The organism is Actinoplanes sp. NPDC048796 (assembly GCF_040650035.1).
Lineage (GTDB): Bacteria > Actinomycetota > Actinomycetes > Mycobacteriales > Micromonosporaceae > Actinoplanes.
In genome coordinates this window covers 51199-70001 of the sequence record NZ_JBEZGO010000010.1, presented here as the reverse complement: position 1 = coordinate 70001, position 18803 = coordinate 51199, and the positions used below count along the sequence as shown (strand labels likewise).

The 18803-nt window shown below is 71.7% G+C and carries 17 protein-coding genes and 4 pseudogenes; 3 read left to right on the top strand and 18 right to left on the bottom strand.

Translation table 11 applies throughout. From position 1 onward, the window contains the following. Positions 1-32: 32 nt before the first annotated feature. From AB0C26_RS33275 to ribA, 4 genes and pseudogenes are all read right to left on the bottom strand, one after another. On the bottom strand, positions 33-797 hold the full coding sequence (locus AB0C26_RS33275; RefSeq protein WP_360255661.1) for an ATP-binding protein: 765 nt from the start codon (positions 795-797) through the stop codon (positions 33-35). 51 nt (positions 798-848) lie between these two features. Beyond that, positions 849-1022, bottom strand: a pseudogene (locus tag AB0C26_RS33270) (hypothetical protein); the annotation flags it as partial. Positions 1023-1140: 118 nt separating this feature from the next. Beyond that, positions 1141-1944 (bottom strand): annotated as a pseudogene (locus AB0C26_RS33265) (SpoIIE family protein phosphatase); the annotation flags it as partial. Positions 1945-1977: 33 nt separating this feature from the next. Beyond that, on the bottom strand, positions 1978-2619 hold the full coding sequence (ribA, locus tag AB0C26_RS33260; RefSeq protein WP_360255659.1) for a GTP cyclohydrolase II: 642 nt from the start codon (positions 2617-2619) through the stop codon (positions 1978-1980). Between the two features lie 157 nt (positions 2620-2776). Here ribA and AB0C26_RS33255 point away from each other — a divergent pair, with 157 nt between their 5' ends. Continuing rightward, entirely contained in the window at positions 2777-3469 is a 693-nt protein-coding gene (locus AB0C26_RS33255; RefSeq protein WP_360255657.1) for a dihydrofolate reductase family protein, read from the top strand. A 505-nt stretch (positions 3470-3974) separates the two neighbouring features. Here AB0C26_RS33255 and AB0C26_RS33250 read toward each other — a convergent pair. The 5 genes and pseudogenes from AB0C26_RS33250 to AB0C26_RS33230 all read right to left on the bottom strand — a co-directional run. Beyond that, positions 3975-4886 (bottom strand): annotated as a pseudogene (locus AB0C26_RS33250) (lysylphosphatidylglycerol synthase transmembrane domain-containing protein); the annotation flags it as partial. Positions 4887-4946: 60 nt separating this feature from the next. Next, positions 4947-5714 carry a class I SAM-dependent methyltransferase gene (locus AB0C26_RS33245; RefSeq protein WP_360255655.1) on the bottom strand — a complete coding sequence of 256 codons (768 nt, stop codon included), beginning with the start codon at positions 5712-5714 and terminating at the stop codon, positions 4947-4949. After that, on the bottom strand, positions 5711-6814 hold the full coding sequence (locus AB0C26_RS33240) for a glycosyltransferase family 4 protein (protein WP_360255653.1): 1104 nt from the start codon (positions 6812-6814) through the stop codon (positions 5711-5713). The genes AB0C26_RS33245 and AB0C26_RS33240 overlap by 4 nt, the downstream gene beginning before the upstream one ends. Further along, positions 6811-7209, bottom strand: a complete 399-nt coding sequence (locus AB0C26_RS33235) for a 6-carboxytetrahydropterin synthase (RefSeq protein WP_360255651.1) — start codon at positions 7207-7209, stop codon at positions 6811-6813. Before AB0C26_RS33235 ends, AB0C26_RS33240 begins: the two co-directional genes overlap by 4 nt. Before the next feature lie 13 nt (positions 7210-7222). Beyond that, complete coding sequence (locus tag AB0C26_RS33230) at positions 7223-8191, bottom strand: zinc-binding alcohol dehydrogenase (protein WP_360255649.1); 969 nt, start codon at positions 8189-8191, stop codon at positions 7223-7225. Positions 8192-8298: 107 nt separating this feature from the next. On the opposite strand from AB0C26_RS33230, the gene AB0C26_RS33225 reads away from it, so the two are divergent. Both AB0C26_RS33225 and AB0C26_RS33220 read left to right on the top strand, forming a co-directional pair. Continuing rightward, a complete protein-coding gene (locus tag AB0C26_RS33225; RefSeq protein WP_360255647.1) occupies positions 8299-9081 on the top strand; it encodes a CDP-alcohol phosphatidyltransferase family protein in 783 nt (260 codons plus the stop codon). Between the two features lie 58 nt (positions 9082-9139). Then, the gene (locus tag AB0C26_RS33220; RefSeq protein ID WP_360255645.1) at positions 9140-9295 is read left to right on the top strand and encodes a hypothetical protein; all 156 of its coding nucleotides are present in this window, start codon (positions 9140-9142) and stop codon (positions 9293-9295) included. Here the strand turns inward: AB0C26_RS33220 and AB0C26_RS33215 are convergent. The 9 genes and pseudogenes from AB0C26_RS33215 to AB0C26_RS33175 all read right to left on the bottom strand — a co-directional run bounded on the left by AB0C26_RS33215 (position 9264) and on the right by AB0C26_RS33175 (position 18794). Then, positions 9264-10151, bottom strand: a complete 888-nt coding sequence (locus tag AB0C26_RS33215; RefSeq protein ID WP_360255643.1) for an ABC transporter substrate-binding protein — start codon at positions 10149-10151, stop codon at positions 9264-9266. The genes AB0C26_RS33220 and AB0C26_RS33215 overlap by 32 nt on opposite strands. 67 nt (positions 10152-10218) lie before the next feature. Continuing rightward, on the bottom strand, positions 10219-12981 hold the full coding sequence (locus tag AB0C26_RS33210; protein ID WP_360255641.1) for a TIM-barrel domain-containing protein: 2763 nt from the start codon (positions 12979-12981) through the stop codon (positions 10219-10221). A 51-nt stretch (positions 12982-13032) separates the two neighbouring features. Further along, a pseudogene (locus tag AB0C26_RS33205) lies at positions 13033-13323 on the bottom strand (sigma factor); the annotation flags it as partial. Between the two features lie 307 nt (positions 13324-13630). Then, positions 13631-13822 carry an ester cyclase gene (locus AB0C26_RS33200; protein ID WP_360255639.1) on the bottom strand — a complete coding sequence of 64 codons (192 nt, stop codon included), beginning with the start codon at positions 13820-13822 and terminating at the stop codon, positions 13631-13633. Next, positions 13819-14574, bottom strand: a complete 756-nt coding sequence (locus AB0C26_RS33195; RefSeq protein WP_360255637.1) for an alpha/beta hydrolase — start codon at positions 14572-14574, stop codon at positions 13819-13821. Before AB0C26_RS33195 ends, AB0C26_RS33200 begins: the two co-directional genes overlap by 4 nt. A gap of 221 nt (positions 14575-14795) precedes the next feature. Next, positions 14796-15623 carry an ABC transporter permease gene (locus AB0C26_RS33190; protein ID WP_360255635.1) on the bottom strand — a complete coding sequence of 276 codons (828 nt, stop codon included), beginning with the start codon at positions 15621-15623 and terminating at the stop codon, positions 14796-14798. Further along, the gene (locus tag AB0C26_RS33185; RefSeq protein ID WP_360255633.1) at positions 15620-16489 is read right to left on the bottom strand and encodes a sugar ABC transporter permease; all 870 of its coding nucleotides are present in this window, start codon (positions 16487-16489) and stop codon (positions 15620-15622) included. The genes AB0C26_RS33190 and AB0C26_RS33185 overlap by 4 nt, the downstream gene beginning before the upstream one ends. 77 nt (positions 16490-16566) lie before the next feature. Continuing rightward, positions 16567-17622 carry an ABC transporter ATP-binding protein gene (locus AB0C26_RS33180; protein WP_360255631.1) on the bottom strand — a complete coding sequence of 352 codons (1056 nt, stop codon included), beginning with the start codon at positions 17620-17622 and terminating at the stop codon, positions 16567-16569. Then, positions 17619-18794 (bottom strand): extracellular solute-binding protein, encoded by a 1176-nt coding sequence (locus AB0C26_RS33175; RefSeq protein ID WP_360255629.1) that lies wholly within the window; start codon positions 18792-18794, stop codon positions 17619-17621. The genes AB0C26_RS33180 and AB0C26_RS33175 overlap by 4 nt, the downstream gene beginning before the upstream one ends. Between the last annotated feature and the right edge of the window lie 9 nt (positions 18795-18803).

Below are 18803 nucleotides of genomic sequence, written 5' to 3'. Positions count from 1 at the left end.
CGACAAGTTGCCCGGGCCCTGTGGATAACTTTTTACTGTGGATAACTCGAGGGCAGCAGCGCGACGAGTGCCAGAATCGTCTGCGCCGGCGATCCCGGCGACGCGATGAGGCTCAGCGGCGCTCCTTGAGCCGTGTGCTGAGCCGCGACGTGGTGCAGCGCGGACACCCCCGCGCTGGACAAATGCGTCACCGTTGACAACTCCACACTGAGAGGCACAGTTCCACCCCGGCTGCGCCGCAACAGCTCGCGCTGAGCGAGCGACGCCGATGTGGCGTCCAGCGGTCCTTCCACCCGTACGTGTGCTTCGTCGTCACCCTCCTGCTCGACGATGCGGAACTCCACGGCGGCCGGCGCCTCCGGCGGCGCCGGAGGATCGCGCATGTCCAGAAGCCGGGCCGGTCGCGTCAGTGGTTGCCGGATCCGCGCGACCGTGCCGTCTGTGCCGTGCGTCACCGTCAGGCTCTCGACCAGCTGAGAGGTCAGAGCCAGTCCCCGCCCGCGGTTCTCCTGCCGCGACGGCGCCCGCCACGTGCCCCGGTCCGTCACGGCCGCCTCGATCGCGCCCGAGGCCGTCAGCGAGGCCGTCACCGTCACCGTCGAACCTTCCCCGGCGGCCGCGTGCTCCACCGCGTTGGTCATCAATTCCCCGAGAGCGTGCTGAAGCACGAAAACATCCTGCTCCGTGGCCCCCGCCTTCGTCAGCCACGCACCCAGCTCATGGCGCGCACCCCGCAACACCGCCGGCTCGGCCGGCAGATCAAGAGCCAGGTCCGGTACGGGGGTCACGCGCTGCACAGCGAGCAGCGTGATGTCATCGCCGTGGCCCGTCGCGCGCACCAGAAGCTCGACGGTCTGCGTGCACACCCGCTCGGCCGGGGTGGCCCCCGGGTCGCGCAACGCCCGTCCGGCCGCGCTGTCCGCGACGAACTGGGCCAGCTCGGCGGCGCTCGACACGTGATCGCGGCCCGGCCGCTCGAGAATGCCGTCGCTGTAGAGAAGGAGCAGGTCCCCGTCCTGCAGGAGGGCTTGGCCGACGGGGAAGGAACCGCCCGTGCCCAGGGGGGGCGCCCCCGGTGAGGGGCAGATACCGCGTACGGCCCGTACCGCCGACGACGAGCGGGGCCGGGTGACCCGCCGTGCAGTACTCGACCGCGCCCGAGACGGTGTCGAGCACGACCAGGGCGACCGTCGCCGCGTGGGCCGCCGGCACGCGGGCGGCGAACCGATCGACCGCGCCGATCGCCTCGGTCACCGAGGCGCCCGAGCAGAGGCGGTCCTGCAGGACCGCGCGGAGCTGGCCCATCACGCCCGAGGCGGTCACGCCGTGACCGACCACGTCCCCGACGATCAGCGCGAGGCGGCCGTCGGGCCGCACGATCGCGTCGAACCAGTCGCCGCCGGCCGCCGAGTCGACGTCGGCCAGCAGGTAACTCGCGGCGATCTGGGCGCCGGGCAACACGGGAAGCCCGGCCGGGAGCAGTTCCCGCTGGAGCGCCGTGATGACCTCGCGGCTCTCCTCGTACCGGCGGCGCAGGCGCTCGGTGTCGGCGGCCACGGCCTGGCGCTGGTGCACCGCCTCGGTGACGTCGGTGCCGATGCCGATCACCCCGCGCCGCTCGCCGTCCACGGTCCACGGCGTGATCGTGAAGTCGGCGAACATCTCATGGACCGATCCGTCCGGCATGTCCAGATGGACCCGCCACTCCCGGCCGTCGAAGGGTTGGCCGGTCCGGTGGACCTCGTAGTACGCGTCGACGATCTGCTGGCCGACCAGGTCGCTGATCACCTCGCGGATCGGACGGCCGTGGTAGTCGCGGCCGGGCAGGACGGCGCGTGTGGCCCCGCTCAACAGGAGCACCCGCAGATCGGGGCCTTCGCACACGACCAGGATGAACGGCACCTGGTCGACCGCGGTGAGGATGAGCTCGGGGTCGTCCGCCATCCCCTCATGGTGCCGGATGACCCCGGGCGTCGGTTACTCGGCCAGGGGTAGTTCGATCGTGTGAGCCGTGTGCGACGCCTTGGTCGCCAGGTATCGCACGTTGGTCGGGGACATGTGGACCCCGGTCGGGATCCGTTGAGTCACGTCGATCCCGTTTTTCTCGAGTTGTACGGCTTTATCGGGATTGTTGCTCAGCAGGCGGATCCGGTCGGCGCCGAGCGCCAGCAGCATCTGCGCGGCCGGCGCGTAGTCGCGCTCGTCCTCGCCGCGGCCCAGGGCGACGTTCGCCTCGTACGTGTCCAGGCCGGCGTCCTGCAGCGCGTAGGCGTCCAGTTTGGCGTACAGGCCGATGCCGCGGCCCTCCTGGCGCAGGTAGAGCAGGAGGCCACCCTGCTCGGCGATCCGCTCCACCGCCTCGCGCAGCTGCGGGCCGCAGTCGCAGCGCTGGCTGCCGAACACATCACCGGTCAGGCACTCGCTGTGCGGCCGCACCAGCGGGGCGCGGCCGCCGGCGGCGGACTTCTTCAGAGCCCGCTGCCAGTCACCGAGGCCCAGGGCCAGGTGCTCCTTGCCGTCGACGAGGCCGTCGAAGGTCATCACCCGGGCCGGCGTCGCGTACCCGTCCCCGAACCGCAGCGGAACGGTCACCTGCTGCCGCACCGTGGCTTCTATCATCGGTCCTCCTCGTTGGTTCCCCGTTGATCGCTATACCCGCCGCCGGAGTCACCGCACCGCAACAGATTGCGAACGTGCCAGTAATCGTGTCCCGGATTATCTTGGACGCAACTGTTCGGCCAGGGTGACGGTGGTCGCTCGACGGGAGGCGTCATCGGTGGTTGAGCGTCCTTACACGTTGCTGAGCTGCGGCATGTCCATCGACGGGTACCTCGATGACGCGGCGCAGGAGCGGCTTCTGCTGTCCAACGAGGCCGATTTCGACCGTGTCGATGAGGTTCGTGCCGGTTGCGACGCGATTCTCGTCGGCGCGGCGACGATCCGGCAGGACGATCCGCGGCTGCTGGTCCGCTCGGCCGAGCGGCGGGCGGCCCGGGTCGCCCGGGGCGAGGCGGCCAACCCGGTCAAGGTCACCGTGACCAGCAGCTGCGCGATCGACCCCGGCGCCCAGTTCTTCACCGCGGGCGACGTGGACAAAATCGTCTACTGTGCTACGCCCTCGGTCGAATCGGCCCGGGCCAAGCTCGGCGACGTCGCCACCGTCGTCGACGGCGGCGAGCCGGTCGACCTGCGCCTGGTCGCGGCCGACCTGACCGCCCGCGGCGTGCGCCGGTTGATGGTCGAGGGCGGCGGGCGGATGCACACCCAGTTCCTCACGGCGGGCCTGGCCGACGAGTTGCAGCTCGTGGTCGCCCCGTTCTTCGTGGGTGACTCGCGGGCGCCGCGCTTCGTCACCGACGGCGACTTCCCCTGGGGACCGGGGCGTCGCGCCACGCTGGCGGAGGTCCGCCAGATCGGTGACGTAGTGCTGCTGCGCTACGCCCTGTCCGACCGCTTCCAGCCAGCCTGACCAGCTCCCCGGGTAGGGCAGCGGCGGATCGGCCCGCTCCGAGGCCCTGAGCCGGTGCGCCGCGTACGGCTGTGCGGCGGCTGGGGTTGCGTGCTGCTGTGTGGCGGCTGGGGTTGCGTGCTGCGGTGCGGCGGCTGGGGTTGCGTGCTGCTGTGTGGAGGCTGGGGTTGCGTGCGGCTGTGCGGCGGCTGGGGTTGCGTTCGGCCCGCGGCCCGGGCGGGGCCACGGGCCGCGGCGTAAGGGCCAGGCCAAGGAGGGCCGCCTCTCAGGCGCCGGTGCGGGCGAGATCGCGGCCGAGCAGCATCTCCGGCGCGATCGGGGCCGCGAAGCGGGCGACGGAGACCGGCACGGTCGCGGACGCGGGTACCAGCACGGGCAGTGGCGCCGGCGCCGACACCGGCGTGCTGAGAACGGGCGCGGGTGAGACGGGCACCGGCAGGGCGGGCGTGGGGGAGACCGGGACGGCGCGGCGTGCGGCGAGGGTCGTGCGCAACCCGGCGGTGGCCCGGATGAGGAGGACCGCCGCGCCGGGCAGGGCGGCCACGAACGCGAAGACGCCGTAGACGACGGCCGCGGTCAGGCCCTGGGTGGCGCTGAGGCCGGCGGCGCCGAAGGCCCAGGCACTCACGGCCTCGCGGGGGCCCCAGCCGCCGACGTTCAGGGGCAGGGCCATGGCCAGCAGGGCCAGCAGCATCAGGGGCGCCAGGCGCAGCAGGGAGGCGGTCGAACCGGCGGCCCGGGCCGCCACCACGAAGGTCGCCAGGTGACCGACCAGCACCACCGTCGAGGCCAGCGTGATGCCGGGCCAGTTGCGGCGGGCCAGCAGGCCGGTGCGGATCTCGGCGGCGCCGGTACGGACCGCGGCGGCGACCCGTGAGCCGCCCTGGCGCAGCTTGCGGACGGCGAGCAGCAGGATCACGCCGACGGTGGCCAGGGCGGCGGCCGCGACCGCCACCGTGGCGCCGTGGCGCGAGAGGACCGTCAGCACGGGGGAGGGCACCGTGAGCAGCACCGTCACGCTGACGGCGATCACCACGATCTGGCCGGCCGTGCGTTCCAGGACCACGGCCCGCACGCTCTTGGCCACGTCGCCCTCATCGCGGCCGTGGGTGACCGCCCGGTCGACGTCGCCGAGCACGCCGCCGGGCAGGGCGGCGTTCAGGAACAGGGCCTTGTAGTAGTCGGCGATCGCGCCGCGCAGCGAGAGCCGCAGGCCCAGGCCGCGGGCCACCAGGCACCAGCGCCAGGCGCTGAAGACCGTCGTCACCACGCCGATGCCGAACGCCAGGGCGAGCAAGGGGCCGTCGATCACCCGCAGGCCGTCGAGGAAGGCGCCGGTGCCCAGCCGCCACAGGAGGAAGCCGAGGATTCCGGCTCCTCCCAGGATCCGCAGCCACACCCAGATCGATCGCGTCACTTCGCCGTCCCCTTCGATAGCCCGTCTTTCCCCTAGTACGCCGGGGCGGGCACAAAGGGTTCAGCCGAAGATCGCTAAAAGATCGACATGTCCGACCGACACGCTCGGCAAGTCACCCAGACGGGCGGCCTGATAGTCGTCCAGGACGAGGCTCGGCTCCTGTTCGCGGGCGGCGGCGACCCATCCGCGCAGCCATTCCGCGGTCAGCTCCGGGTGTTCCGGTCCGAGCCGCCACGGGCTCGGCCTGGTCACCACGGTCGCGCCCGCCTTCTCGAAAGCCTTCGCGGCGTACGCCGGCGCGTCCGGCCCGAGCAAGGCGCGGCCACCCTCGACCCGGCGCTGGTGGGCGTTGAACGCGGCCACGACCTGCTGGTCCTCCGGCCGCGCGGGCTCGAACGTGACCTCGCCGGCCACCGACAGCGTGAACAGCGCGGCCGTTCCGGTCGCGGCGCACGCGGCGACCAGTGAGTCGATCTCGTCCTCGGTGAGCAGGTCGAGCAGCGCCGAGCAGGTCACCAGATCGGTGCCGTCCAGGTCCTGCGCCGTGAGCGCCGTCACATCGCCGAGGGCGCCCTCCACGGTGACGCCGGGCAGCCGCAGGTGCGAGGTCGCGTAGTGCAGCAGCTTGGGGTCGCGGTCGGCCAGGATCCAGTGCTGCGGGGTGGGCAGCCGCGGGGCGAGCCAGCGGCCCAGCGAGCCGGTGCCGCAGCCGAGGTCACGGATCACATGGATCGGCTCGGGAAGCCGTTCGACCAGGTCGGCCGCGCGGGCGACGGCGTCGGCCGGCTCACGCAGGCCCAGCCACGACTCGCTGAACTCACCGGTCATGCGGACTCTCCTTCGATCGACGAGGCCGGCGCCCGGGTGGCGGGCGGGGCCGGGGTGGTGCGCGACGGCGACGCTGGTGGCATGCCGTCGAGGATGTCGGTGACGCGCTCGGCCGTGGCGGTCCAGGTGGGCAGGGTCTCCCGGCGCTGGAGGGCGGCCGCGCGCAGGGAGGCGCGCAGGGCCGGGTCGGTGAGCCAGGCGCGCAGGGCGGCGGCCAGGGCGGGACGGTCCTCGGGGGGCACGAGCATGCCGGGCAGGCCCAGCGGGGTGGTGCCCAGGGCCTCGGGGACGCCGCCGACGGAGGTGGCCAGCACCGGAATGCCGCGGGCCAGGGCTTCGGTGACCACCATGCCGTACGTCTCGTTGCGCGACGGCAGGACGAAAAGGTCGGTGTCGGCGTACGCGGCGTCGAGGTCCGCGCCGGCCAGGGGGCCGACGAATTGGATGCGGCCGCTCAGGTACGGGACCGGGTTGACCAGGGCGCCGGCGAAGGTGCACTTCCAGCGCAGGCCGGGCAGGTCGTTCTCGAGGGCGCCGACCAGCAGGTCCTGGCCCTTGCGGGGGGAGACCGAGGCGACGCAGAGCAGGCGGTGGCCGTCGGGGTGCGGCTCCGCGGGCGGGAACTGGCCGACCCCGGGCGCGGCGACCTCCACGTGCGGCAGGTCGTGCATGGCCGTGATGTGGGCGGCGGCGGCCTCGCTGGTGGCGATCACCGTGGTGGCCAGGTGCAGGGCGGCGCGTTCCTTGGCGCGCAGGTCCGCCGCCTGCTCGGGCGCGAGACCGGTCTCGTCACTCAGGGGCAGGTGCACGAGGACGGCCAGGCGCAGGCGCCGGGCGTGCGGCGCCAGCAGTTCCGGCACGCCGCAGCCGACCAGGCCGTCGACGAGCACCAGGGAGCCGTCGGGGATGTCGGCCAGCGCCCACTGCAGGGCGCGCCGGGAGGCGGGGCTCGGCGACGGCCACGTGCCGCCGATCGCGAGCTCGTGGACGTCCCGGTGCAGGCGGCAGAGGACCTGCCGGTCGTAGCGGTTGCCGCCGCTCGGTGCCGCCGGGTCGTCGATCCCGCCCGGCAGCACCGCCCAGAGTGGTGATGAGCTCACAGATCGCGCTCGTACGAGGCCCATGCGATGTGCGACTCGTGCAGGGTGACCGAGATGCCGGTCAGCCCGGCCGCGCCGGGACCCAGGTCGCCGGCGGCGGCCTTGTCGGCCAGGCGGTCGGCGATCACCTTGGCCAGGAACTCGGTCGACGTGTTGACGCCCTTGAAGGCCGGGTCGTCGTCGAGGTTCTGGTAGCTGAGGCCGCCGCAGATCGCGTGCAGTTCCTCGCTCGCCCGGCCGATGTCGACGACGATGTTGTCGTCGTCCAGCTCGGGCCGGCGGAACGTGGCGTCCACCACGAAGGTCGCGCCGTGCAGCTTCTGAGCCGGTCCGAAGACCTCACCCGAGAAGCTGTGGGCGATCATGATGTGGTCGCGGACGGTGACGCTGAACAAGATCAGCTCCTCCTCAGTTGTAGTCGATCACGTGGCAGAGTGCCGGAAGGCTACCGTCGGCCAGCCGCGGCATGATCTCGGGCAGGTCCCCGAACGGGGACCGGCCGCTGATCAGCGCCTCGAACCGGTCATCGCGCAGCAGATCGAGCGAGAGGGCCAGCCGGTCGGCGTACGAGCGGCGGTGATCCGGCCGGATGCCGCCCACCTGGCTGCCGCGTACGGTCAGGCGCTTCGAGTGGAAGAACTCGCCCAGGGGCACGTCGACCTGCTTGTCGCCGTACCAGCTCAGCTCGACGACGGTGCCCTCGTAGGCCAGCAGCTCCAGAGAACGTTTCAAGCCGGCCGGCGTGGCACTCGCGTGGATCACCAGGTCGCAGTCGCCCAGGGCCTCGTCCGGACGCGCGAAGGGCACGCCCAGCCGCGCGGCGAGGCCGGCACGGGCCGGATCGATGTCCACGAGCTGGATCCGTACCCCGGGAAAGCGCGCGAGAATCGCCGCCGCCGAACCACCGACCATGCCGGCGCCGACCACGGCCACCCGATCGCCGATCAGCGGGGCCGCGTCCCACAGGGCGTTGACGGCCGTCTCGACGGTGCCGGCCAGCACGGCGCGGTGCGCCGGAACCTCGGCCGGGACCACGGTGACCGACGACACGGGCACCACGAAGCGGGTCTGATGCGGGAAGAGGCTGAAGACCGTACGGCCGAGAAGATCTTCCGGGCCCTTCTCGACGACGCCGACGTTGAGGTAGCCGTACTTCACAGGGGCCGGGAAGTCGCCCTCCTGGAACGGCGCGCGCATCGCCGGCCACTGGCTCTCGGGCACCCGGCCGGTGAACACCAGCGTCTCGGTTCCCCTGCTCACGCCGCTGTGGAGGGTGCGCACCAGAACCTCGTCCGGACCCGGCTCGCGGACCCTCTCCGGGCGGATTTCACCCCGGCCGGCCTCGGCGAGCCAGAACGCCTCGGCGTCACCCGACATGGGAGGTTCCCTTCAGCAGGCTGAACCGTTCGCCGGTTCCGCTCGTGTAAAGCGCTGACGACGGCAACCATACGCGGCGGCCGATCTTGTGAACCGGAGGAGCCACGGTGACCCTCAGTACCGCCGAAGCAGTGACCGGCCCCTCGCGCGGGCCGGTGCTCGGTCTCGCCGCCCAGCTTTCCCTGCTGGCTCTGCTGGGCAGCACCCTCAGCCTCACCGCGGGCGGGCTGGTCGCCGGGGCGGCGTACGGCCTGGTGCTCTGCGGTCTGCTCGGCGCCGGGCTCGGCCGGGCCGGAATGACGCGGCTCGGCGCGGCGAACGCGGTCACGCTCAGTCGCGCGATCCTGGCCGGCGGCGTGACCGCGATGGTGGTGACCTCGTTCACCGATCCGGTCAACACGGCGGTGCTGGTCACCATCGCGGCGGTGGCGCTGGCCCTGGACGGCGTGGACGGGCAGGTGGCCCGCCGCACCAACACGGCGACGGCGCTCGGGGCGCGGTTCGACATGGAGGTCGACTCGTTCCTGGTCCTGGTGCTCAGCGTCTACGCCGGCGACCACTACGGCTGGTGGTGGGTGGCGATCGGCGCCTTCCGCTACGTGTTCGTCGCGGCGTCCTGGGCGTGGCCGTGGCTCAACGCCCCGCTGCCGCCGCGGTTCTCCCGCAAGATCCCCGCGGTCGTCCAGGGCGTCGGCCTCGTCGTGGCGATGGCCGGGTTCCTCCCGGTGCCGGTGACGGTGGCCGTGCTCGCCCTCGCGGTCGCCACCCCGGCCTGGTCGTTCGGCCTGGACATCCGCTGGCTCTACCGCGCCATGCGGGTCCGCGAGGCCGCCCGCTCCCGCTGGGCGACCGACCCCGCACCGGCCCGCCACCCCGCCTTGGCCCACTGACCGCCGGTTTTCCCCGGTTAGGCGGTGGCGGGGGCGGGTCAGCTGAGAGGCTGGGGGCATGTCGAATGTCGCCGACAAGTCGGTTCACGAGCGGTGGGTGGAAGCGCTGACCCGGGCCGGGGTGCCGCTCGACAAGATCGCCGAGGCCCTGAAGGACGTCACCGAGCAGGAGGCCGAGGCCCTCAAGAAAGACGTCGAGCGGATCTCGGGCTAGGCCCCTGGGGGAACGCGGCCGGGTGCAGGATGGCCGCGATCGTCTCGACGCCGTCGATCAGGCGCGGGCCGGGCCGGACGATCAGGCTGTCGCCGTCGAGGGCCCAGACCTGGGCGCCCGGGAAGTGGGGGACCACCGCGGCGGCCTGGGCGGCGGCGCCGTCCAGGTGGAAGCCGCACGGGGTCACCAGGACCATTCGCGGGTCGGGGGCGGCCAGGTCGGCGTACGTCGTCTCGATCGAGCGCTGCCCACCGCGCGCCGCGACCGGGACGCCGCCGGCCGCGCTGACCAGGTCGGGCACCCAGTGGCCGGCAGTGAACGGCGGGTCGACCCACTCGACCACGGCCACCCTCGGGCGGGTACGGCCCGCGACCGCCCCGGCGACGGCGGCCAGGCGGTGGCGAAGGCCCGCGACCAGCGCCTCGGCCCGCTCGGGCACCCCCGCGGCCATCCCCACCTCGAGGAACGTCTCCAGGACCTGGTTCAAGGTGTACGGGTCGAGCGACAGCACCTCGGCGCGGCAGCCCAGATGGTCGAGCGCGTCGTTGACGTGCCCGGACGGGAGCGCGCAGACCCGGCAGAGGTCCTGGGTCAGGATCAGCTCGGGGTCGAGGGCGGCCAGCGCGCCCGCGTGCAGCGTGTACAGGTCCTCGCCGTTCGCCATGCGGGTCCGTACGTAATCGTCGATCTCGGCCGGCGTCAGGCCGCGCGTGTCGCGGCCGCCGACCACCACCGTCTTCTCGGCACGGGCCGACGCCGGTTCGTCGCATTCGAAGGTCACCCCGACCAGGTCGTCGCCCAGGCCCAGGGCGTAGACGATCTCGGTGGCCGACGGGAGCAGGGAGACCAGGCGCATCGCTCCATCATGACGGGCGCGCGCCCCCGGCCTGACGGAGGCCGGGGGCGCGCGGGGAGCGGTGCGGTCAGGAGCGGACGAAGACCGGCATCGTGGCCATGGTCGACGTCACCTGAGCGGTGGTGCCGCCCTGGTAGACCTTGCCGGTGAAGTAGTCCTTCCAGTTGTGGCCCGGCGGGAACCAGACCGTGGTGGTCGCGGTGTCGCCGGGGGTGGTGACCGGGGCGACCAGGAAGTCGTCGCCGTAGAGGTACTGCGAGCCGGCCGTCGCGTACGCCTCCTGCTGACCCGGGTAGGCCAGGTACATCGGGCGGACGATCGGGGTGCCCGTCCGGGTGGCCTCCTTGGCCGCCGCGTACGTGTAAGGCAGCAGTTTCTCCCGCAGCTGGAGGAACTTCTTGGCCGAGGCGCTGGCGGCCGGGCCGTACTGCCAGGGCAGGCGGTCGCTGTGGTTGGAGTGCAGGCGGTCGATCGGCTGGAACGTGCCGAGCTGCACCCAGCGGGCGTAGAGGTCGTCCGGGAGCTTCGTGCTGTCCGGCTCGGCGCCCTTCTCGGTCGACAGGCCGCCGGTGTGGCCGCCGATGTCGTGGCTGACCGCGGCCAGGCCGGTCGCGGCCGACTCGCCCGGCGTGTAGCCGACCTGCGCCTGCAACGTCTCCCAGGTGGAGACCGTGTCACCGGTGAAGTGCAGGGTGGTGCGCTTGTCGGCCCACGGGCCGGTCGGCACCGCCGTCGGGTTGCCGTAGCCGCCGGCCTGCAGCGACCCGTACGCCCGGGAGAACGCGAAGCCGTCGCGGGCCGCGTACTGCTGGTTGATCCAGGCGTCGCCGGTCACGCCGGCCTGCGTGGACGTCGAGGCGTCACAGCACCAGTCCAGCCACCAGAAGTCCGGGTCGGCCAGCGACGAGTGCAGGTCGAAGTACGCCTTGAGCTGGTCGGGGTCGCCGAAGTCGAACGTGTAGCAGTCGGCGCCGCCGTTGCAGCCGGTCTTCTTCAGCTTGCCCTTGGCGGTGGCCTGGGCCTGGGCGAACTTCGGGTCCGAGCCGAGGATGCTCGGGTGGATGTTCAGGCTGGTCCGGATGCCCCGCTTCGTCAGCCAGGACTGGAACGCCTTGTAGTCGGGGAAGCGGGAGGTGTCGAAGTTCCAGCCGTTCCACCGGTCCGGCGCCTTGAAGTCGGTGTCGACGATCAGGACGTCCAGCGGCACGTTCTCCGACTCGAACCGCTTGACGATGTCCTGGAACTCGGACGCCGTACGGTCGTAGTACTCGGAGTACCAGACGCCGTACGCCCACTTCGGCAGCAGCTTCGTGGGGCCGGTCAGCTTCGACAGCTCGTTCAGGCCGCGGGTGTAGTCCTGGCCGTACGCGAAGACGTACCCGTCCTGCGCCTGTCCCGAACGCGGCGTGACCTTGCCGGTCCGGGTGTTGTACAGCGCCGACGCGGAGTCGTCGAGCAGCGACCAGCCGTCCTGGTAGAGCAGGCCGGGCTCGGTCAGCGCGGCGCCGTTGACGCCGTCGAGACCGCGGCGGTAACCGCCGAGCGCGGCGTGCGGGGCGAGCAGCGGGGTGCCGGCCCGGACCAGGGCGACCGTGTCCACGTTGACGTTGCAGCTGGCGGCGGTGGGGCAGGCCAGCGTCACCGTGTTGGTGCCCTTGTCCAAGGTCACGGGCGCTTCGACCGTACGCCAGTAGTCCCAGCTCGACGTGGCCGGCAGCGTCACCGTGGTGCCGTTGACGGTCATCGTGCGGGTCTGGATCGGCTGGGCGCCGGCCTTGCCGTTGGCGTAGCGGACCTGCACCCGGTAGGTGCCCTTGGCCGGCACGCCGGTCACGGTCAGCGCGGCCGAGGAGCTGGTGTTCTCGAGACCGGCCAGGAAGCCCTCACCGGCGTATCCGTTGTGGTCGGAGGCGGTGCGGGCGCCGCCGGAAAGAGTGCCCTGATCGGCCTCGCACACCGTGCCGAACGGGCACGGCTGCGGCGCGGCCGGCGCCGGCGCCGGGTAGGCGTCACCGGGGCGGATCAGCGCCAGGCTGTCGATGTTGACGTTGCCGGTGTCGTTGGCGCCCTTGACGACGCTGATCTGGTGGGTGCCGGAGGCGAGGTCGAGCGGTACGGTCGCCACGCCCCAGGTGTCCCAGTTGGCGGTCGGCGGCAGGCTGAGCGCCCGGTTCGTCCCGTCGACCGCGACGGTCAGCGTACGGGTGACGTTCTGGCCGTCGCCGCCGGTGCTGTTCGCGTAGCGCACGGCCAGCTGCAGGCTGCCGGTGGCGGCGGTGGTGAAGACGATGGCGTCGCCGGTGCCGGTGTAACCGGCCGTGAAGCCCTTGCCGGTGTAGTCACGGTGGTCGGTGGCCACGCCCGGCCCGCGCACGTCAAGCGCCTCGGCCTCGCAGAGGACGCCGGCCTCGCAGCTGGGCGGGTAGTGGCCGGCCCACGGCGCGGCCTGCACGGTCTGCCGGCCGGCGCGCAGCTTGATGTCCAGGTTATCGGCGGTGAAGGAGCCGGACCCGACCTTGTATCGCAGCGTCAGGGCGCCGGTGTCGATGGTCAGCCAGCCCTTTTCCGTACGTTTGGTGAAGCGCACCGGGCGGAACGAGTCCCGCCCGATCACGTTGAACGTGGACGCGTCGGTGAACGTCCCGTACTCGGTGCGGATCAGGGTCGGGGAGAGCACTTCGAAGCGCGCCTTCCCGGAGACCACGGTGGAATCGTGGGCGCCGTGCCCGTGGGCATCGGCCGGGGACGAGGCGGCCAGCGCGAGGCCGGCCGCGAGGATGGCGACGGTCGCGGCCGCCCGGCCGCGTCGCGGGGTGGATCGATGGAACACGCGCACTCCTAGCCGCGGTTTACAACGATGGAACGAGCGATGACAACGCTGTCATCGGCACGAAACAAAGTCAACCGCCGGTTTCGCGTCCCGTCCGGAAACCTCGGCCATCGCCGGCACCTGGGCCTCGATCTCGCGGACCCGGTCCATGCGGGTGGCCGGCCCGGGCAAGGGGAAGGCGCGGGCCTGGTCGGCGATCGCGCGGATCAGGCCCAGGGTGCCCTTCTGGATGAGGTCGGGGAAGGCCAGGCCGCGGCCGGTGTGGCGTCCGGCCACGATGACCACCAGGCGAAGGTTGGCCTCGAGCACTCGTTCGGCAGGCCGGCTTCGACCTTGGGCCGCGGCTGTTCCACCGGTTCTCGCCGTTCGGCCGCTTTCAATGCCCGCAGCAGCCGCGGGGAGGCGCCCTGCCTAGCCGAACGTCAGGCTCTCGAGCATTCCCGGCTGGTCGCCGACCTGCGTAGTTTCTTCCACGTCAGGCCGTATCGCAGATCAGCGTCCCTCGTCGGTCGCCGTCCGCACGAACTCGGCCCGGTCCTCGGCCAGGATCATCCGCCGGGCGAAGGTCGCGGCGACCACGGCCGTGGCAACGGCGCGCTGCAGAAGAACCACACGCCGATTTTCCGTCATCGATGCCGACGGCGGCAGGTCAGTGCGCCAATTGACGCCGTACGCCGTCGGTGTCTATCAAGGACCACACCTCGGCGATGCGGTCGTCGTGAAAGCGGTAGAACACGTGCTCGGCGAACGAGACCCGGCGGCCGTCCACGTCGATGCCGAGAAGAGATTGCTGCGGTGTGCAGTCGAACCAGAGATAGGTCTCCTCGAGCCGTTCGCTCATCGGGTCTCCTTCGCTTGCCGCAGCAGTGCTTCGGCCACCGCTTCGGGCGCTCGGAGCGGCAGGAAGTGGTCGGCGCCGGGCACACGTACGAGGCGGCAGCCGGGAATGCGCCGCGCCGCCTCGACGCAGGCCGGGACGAACGACGGGCGTTCGAGCTCACCGAGCAGCAGCACGCTGGGCGTGGCCACCTCCTCGAGCCGGGACCACGCGTCGCCGTCGTCGGCGAGGTAGGCCTCGCCCCAGTTGAGCCAGAACCGGACCGCCGACCGCAGCAGATCGACGACCAGCGGGTCGCGACCGGATCTCGCCCACCGGGCGACGCCCTGTTCGACGAAGACGTCCGGGTCGGGGCTGTCCGGCTCGGCGCCCGGTTCGTGAGCGGGCGGGGCGCCGGAAATGCCGGGACAGGCCAGCACCAGCCCGCGAACCCGGCCGGGCTCGGCGAGGGCGAGGTCGAGCGCGGTCCCGCCGCCCATGCTGCAGCCGGCGAAGAGCGCCGGCCCGACGTCGAGCCGGTCGAGCAGCCGGCGCAGGTCGTCCAGCCGCGAGAACCGCCCGGCCGGCGGCGCCGAGCGGCCGAAACCCCTGACGTCGTAACGGATCAGCCGGTGCCGGCCGCCGAGCCGCTCCCAGACGGGATCCCAGATCCGCGCGTCACCGACCCCGGGATGCAGGAACACCACCGGCGGCAGATCACCCCCGGTGTCCCCGGTCCACAGTGATCCGTCACCCACGTCGATCAGTCGTTCCACCGCGACGACCTTGCCACATCGGGACTACCGACCGGTAACGCGTCACCGGCGATAGCCGCCGATCACCCGGAGGAGCCGCCGCCGGCTGCGCCTGCCCGCCGTGCGAGGAGGCCGGATGAGGCTGAGGCGGTACTGCGTCGGGACCCGATGGTCGCGGCTGAGCCACGGTGCGGTCCGAGCAGGCCGCTTGGAGCCGAGGCGGCAGCGCGGCTCCAAGGGTTCTAGTCGGGGTCCTCTTTGACTCGGGCTACCAGTTGGGTGGGGTTGACGAAGCGCAGGGCGACGACCAGCAGGACCAGCATGGAGGCGGTGTAGATGACTGCCATGGCGTCAACGGACTGTTGGGCTCGGATGCCGGCGGCTGACATCGAGTAGTAGAGGGCCACCACCAAGGTCTGTGAGTCGGGGCCGGCGGTCAGGAAGGTCAGCTCGAACATGCCCACCGTGCGGACCAGGACCAGGATCGAGGCGGCCAGGATGCCGGGCACCAGTAACGGGGCCAGGACGCGCAGGAACACCTGGCCGGTTCGGGCGCCGCACATGCGGGCGGCTCGTTCGATCGAGGGGTCTATCTGTTCGATGAACGGGGTCATCGTGAGGATGACGAACGGGATCGACGGGACCAGGTTGGCCAGGACCACGCCCGCCAGGTGGCCGGCCAGGCCGTACTTGTAGAGGACCGTGGCCAGGGGAATTCCGTATGTGATGGGGGGCATCAGGATCGGCAGCAGGAACAGCAGGTAGACGAGGCGGCGGCCGGGGAAGGAGCGGCGGGCCAGGACGTACGAGGCGGGTACGCCCACCAGCAGCGAGATCGCCACCACCAGGAGTGCCACCTCGAGGGTCACGATCAGGATCTGGAAGAGGCCGAACTCGTTCCAGGCCGAGGCGTACCACTGCGTTGTCCAGCCCTGCGGCAGCCAGGTGTCGAACCAGCGTTCGCCGAACGAGTTGACGACCACCGAGAAGATGACGCCGGCCAGGTTGACGAAGAAGAAGATGACCGCGCCCCACACGAGCCAGGCGCCGACGGTGAATCGAAGCCTCATCCTTTGCCTCCCGTCGAACCGGTGTAGAGCAGGGAACGCAGGCCGAGCACGACGGCGACCACCGCCAGCTCGACCAGGCCCATGATCACGGCGATGGCGCTGCCGAGCGGATAGTCGTACACCTCGTACGCGGCGTGGTAGGCGGCGATCGAGATGACCCGCGTCGTGCCGGCCGGATCACCCACGAGCACGGCCGACGGGAAGACGCTGAACGCCAGCACGAACGTCAGGCAGAACGTCGTGGCCAGGCCGGGCGCCAGCAGCGGCAGGGTGATCCGGCGGAAGCGCTGCCACCACCCCGCGCCCAGGGTCGCCGCCGCGCGGTCCAGCGTCGGGTCGATGCCGGACAGGTACGACAGGATCAGCAGGAACGCGAACGGGAACCCGGTGATGACCAGCGAGAAGAAGACGCCCCAGTAGTTGTTCGTCAGGCGCACCGGCGCGTCGGTCAGGCCGATCGTCATCAGCGTGCGGTTGAACCAGCCGGCCGGGCCCAGATAGTTGAGCAGGCCCTCGGCCGTCAGCACCGTGCCCAGGGTGATCGGCACCACCAGAACCGTTGTCAGCAGACGCTTTCCGCGGAAACGGCCTCTCATCCGGTACGCGATGGGCACCGAGGCCGCCACGTTCAGGATCGCCGCCGGAAGCGCGAGCCCGAGCGTCGTGGCGATGGTGGCACGCTCGTAGGCGTCGGTGAAGAAGGTCCGGTACGCGCCGAACACGCCGCCTTCGGCCGGCTGAAACGACAGGCCGATGCCGTACGCGAACGGGTAGACGAACAGTGCGAGGACGCCGATCAGCGCCGGCGCGAGCAACAGCAGCTGCCGGTCGATGCCCCGCTCGGCCAGCCGGTGCCGCAGCGCCACCCGCGGGGACCTACCGGCGCCGGGACGGGCGGGGCCCGCGCTGGGCGGAGTGGGTCCCGCGCCGGGCAGGGTCGCCGTCATCGGGCGCCCGCCGGGAACACGAGCACGCGGGACGGGGCGGCGGTGACCGTGATCCGGTCGCCGGGGGTGGGCCGCTCGGTGGCCCGCAGGAAGAGCGCGACCCCTTCCTCGGTACGGGCTTCGACCGCCAGCTCGCGGCCCTGGTATTCGACCACCTCCACGGTCACCGGCACCCCGTGCGGGCCGGCGCGCAGGTCCTCGGGGCGGATCCCGGCCACCACCTCGTCACCCGCGGCGACCGGGCCCACCGCCGTACCCTCCAAGGTCAGGCCCGAGCCGTCGAGGGCCACCGTGTCGCCGTGCACCGCCTTCACCTTCATCGGCAGCAGGTTGCGGTATCCCATGAAGTCGGCGACGTGCGCGTTGGCCGGGCGGTTGTGCAGCTGCTCGGGCGTGCCGATCTGCTCCACCCGGCCGTCGCGCAGCACGACCAGGCGGTCGGCCAGCGACAGCGCCTCCTCCTGGTCGTGGGTCACGTACACCGTGGTGAGCCCGAGCGACTGATGGAGCCGCCGGATCTCCGTCCGCATCTCCAGGCGGAGTTTGGCGTCGAGGTTGGACAGTGGCTCGTCCATGAGCACGAGCGACGGCTCCAGCACCACCGCGCGGGCGATCGCCACCCGCTGCTGCTGGCCGCCGGAGAGCTGGCCCGGCAGCTTGCGGGCGTGCTCCTCGAGCCGGACGAGCCGGATCGCCTCGTCGGTGCGGCGGCGGACCTCGTCCCGCGGCAGGTGGCGCATCTGCAGGCCGAAGGAGATGTTCCGGCGTACGGAAAGATGGGGGAAGAGCGCGTAGCTCTGAAAGACCATGCCGAAGCCGCGCCGCTCCGGGGGCAGGGTGTCGAGCCGGGCGCCGTCCTGCCAGATGCTGCCCTCGGTCAGCGGCAGCAGACCGGCCAGGCAGTTCAGCGCCGTCGACTTGCCGCAGCCGGACGGGCCCAGCAGGGCGATGAATTCGCCCCGCCGGATCGTCAGGCTCAGCCCCGCCAGGGCGTCCTTGCCGCCGAAGCGCCGGCGCACCCCGTCCAGGCGCAGCTCCTGGAACGCCGTCACTTCTTCACCTTCGCGCCGCCGACCTCGCGATCCCATTTGTCGAACGCCGCCACCAGTGCCTTCGCGTCCAGCGGCACCTCGAGCGGGTGGTCGGCGATGAGCTTGTCGTACTCGGGACGCCCGTACTCCTCAATCGCCTGTTTGCTCTCGGCCGGCGCCATGTCGAGGGTCACGTCCTTCACCGCCGGGCCGGGATAGAAATAGCCCTTGTCGTACGCCTTGGCCTGCTGCCGCGGGGTCAGCATGTCCTGCAGCAGGTCGACGATGGCGGTCTGCTTGCCGGCCGGGACACCCTTGGGGATCACCGCGTAGTGCGCGTCGGTGACCCAGTGGAAGCCCTCCAGGGCCTGGACTTTCGCTTCTTTCGGTACGGTGCCGAGCACCCGCGGATTGATGTCCCAGCCGGTGGTGGTCGCGATGATCTTCGCCGAGCCGTTGGCCAGGTTCTTCATGGTCTCGGACGTGCTCGACGGGTAGAGCGTGACGTACTTGTCGAGCTCGGTCAGGTACTGCCAGGTCTTGGCCCAGCCGTTCCCCGGGTCCTTGGGGTCGCTGTCGCCCAGCAGGTACGGAAGGCCCATGAGCAGGGTGCGGCCCGGCCCGGAGTTGGACGGGCGGGCGTATTGGACGGCGCCGGGGTTCGCTTTGGCGTACGCGAGAAGGTCCGCGGCGGTTTTCGGCGGATCCGGAACCTTGGCCGGCAGGTATTCGATCAGCGGGCCGGACGGGTAGTAGGTGACGGTGACGCCGTAGTCGCCGGCCAGCTTCTGCATCGCGGCGGCGCCCTCGGAGTAGTTGGCCATGCCGGTCAGCTTCGGCTTGGCGTCGGCCAGCGGCGTCCACAGGCCCTGCTCGATGCCGGCGGCCAGGCCGTCGACGCCGGTCAGCACGAGGTCGATGTCGACCCGGTTCGCGTTCTGCTGCGCCTTGATCTTGCCGACCAGCTCAGGAGCGGTCGCCTTGGAGTAGGTGACCTTGCCGATCTGGTCCTTGTGCCCGGCGGCGAACTCGTCGATCATCCCCTGGGTCAGCTGGAGGTTGCCGGCCACGTCGAGGATGTTGAGGGTGACGGGCCCGCCGCCGTTGCCGTTTCCGTCCGGACTGTCGGGGGCGCCGCAGGCGGCGGCCAGCAGGACGGTGGCCACGGCGGCGGTGATCATCTTTCGGGACATGGTGTCTCC

What these genes read in the sequence shown, in the direction of transcription:
- AB0C26_RS33245 (WP_360255655.1), bottom strand. Translation starts at nt 5,714, where the DNA reads ATGACCGGTGAGTTCAGCGAGTCGTGGCTGGGCCTGCGTGAGCCGGCC.
- AB0C26_RS33220 (WP_360255645.1), top strand. Translation starts at nt 9,140, where the DNA reads ATGTCGAATGTCGCCGACAAGTCGGTTCACGAGCGGTGGGTGGAAGCG.
- ribA (WP_360255659.1), bottom strand. Translation starts at nt 2,619, where the DNA reads ATGATAGAAGCCACGGTGCGGCAGCAGGTGACCGTTCCGCTGCGGTTC.
- AB0C26_RS33190 (WP_360255635.1), bottom strand. Translation starts at nt 15,623, where the DNA reads ATGAGGCTTCGATTCACCGTCGGCGCCTGGCTCGTGTGGGGCGCGGTC.
- AB0C26_RS33175 (WP_360255629.1), bottom strand. Translation starts at nt 18,794, where the DNA reads ATGTCCCGAAAGATGATCACCGCCGCCGTGGCCACCGTCCTGCTGGCC.
- AB0C26_RS33230 (WP_360255649.1), bottom strand. Translation starts at nt 8,191, where the DNA reads ATGTCGGGTGACGCCGAGGCGTTCTGGCTCGCCGAGGCCGGCCGGGGT.
- AB0C26_RS33200 (WP_360255639.1), bottom strand. Translation starts at nt 13,822, where the DNA reads ATGAGCGAACGGCTCGAGGAGACCTATCTCTGGTTCGACTGCACACCG.
- AB0C26_RS33215 (WP_360255643.1), bottom strand. Translation starts at nt 10,151, where the DNA reads ATGCGCCTGGTCTCCCTGCTCCCGTCGGCCACCGAGATCGTCTACGCC.